General features: G+C 55.4%; 1 protein-coding gene. It reads right to left on the reverse strand.

Annotation, left to right across the window (positions count from 1 at the left end):
• Positions 1-941, reverse strand: a 941-nt coding sequence (eno, locus tag B2Z72_RS19175) for a phosphopyruvate hydratase (protein WP_422664306.1), incomplete at its 3' end; no start/stop codon positions are given.
• Positions 942-959 lie beyond the last annotated feature (18 nt).

The following is a 959-nucleotide window of genomic DNA, read 5'->3' on the forward strand; positions in this document are numbered from 1 at the left end:
CTGGAACGCAGATTCGGTGCGAAGCCACCTTCATCGCCCACCGCCGTGGACAGCCTGTTCTTCCTTAAAAGCGACCGGAGGGCATGGAAGGTTTCCACACCCATCCTCAGCGCCTCGCTGTAGCTGGGCGCCCCGACCGGTTGGATCATGAATTCCTGGATATCANNGTTGGTTACGAACAGGTCGTCACCCACCAGCTGAACTTTTGCACCCAGTTTTTCAGTCTGGTATTTCCAGCCATCCCAGTCAGACTCGTCCTGACCGTCTTCAATAGAAACGATCGGGTACTGTTCGCACAGCTCTGCCAGGTAATCAGAGAAACCTTCTGAGGTGAATACTTTGCCTTCACCTTTCAGGTCGTACTTGCCGTCTTTGTAGAATTCAGAAGACGCACAGTCGAGAGCCAGAGTCACGTTCTTGTCCAGCTCGTAGCCAGCGTTAGACACAGCTTCTTTGATCGCTGCCAGTGCATCGGCGTTAGACGCCAGGTTTGGTGCGAAACCACCTTCGTCGCCAACGGCAGTGTTCAGGCCCTGAGAAGACAGTACTTTCTTCAGAGCGTGGAAGATTTCTGCGCCACAACGCAGAGCTTCAGCGAAGGTAGGCGCGCCAACTGGCTGTACCATGAATTCCTGAATATCAACGTTGTTGTCTGCGTGCTCACCACCATTGATGATGTTCATCATGGGCACTGGCAAGATACTGGGGCCGTTGCAGCCATAGAGCTCGGCAAGATACCGGTACAGGGGCTGTTGCCGGTAATTGGCGCCGGCGTTGGCTGTGGCCAGGGATACGGCCAGAATCGCATTGGCGCCCAACTCCGCCTTGTTGGGCGTGCCATCCATCTCGCACATAAGGCGATCCATCACGAGCTGATCAAATACCACTCGCCCCTCCAGCGCCGGAGCAATCCGTTCGTTAACACACCGAACTGCCTGCAGGACGCCCTTGCCGTTGTA

Source organism: Thalassolituus sp. UBA6592 (assembly GCF_002433655.1).
Classification (GTDB): domain Bacteria; phylum Pseudomonadota; class Gammaproteobacteria; order Pseudomonadales; family Oceanobacteraceae; genus Venatoribacter.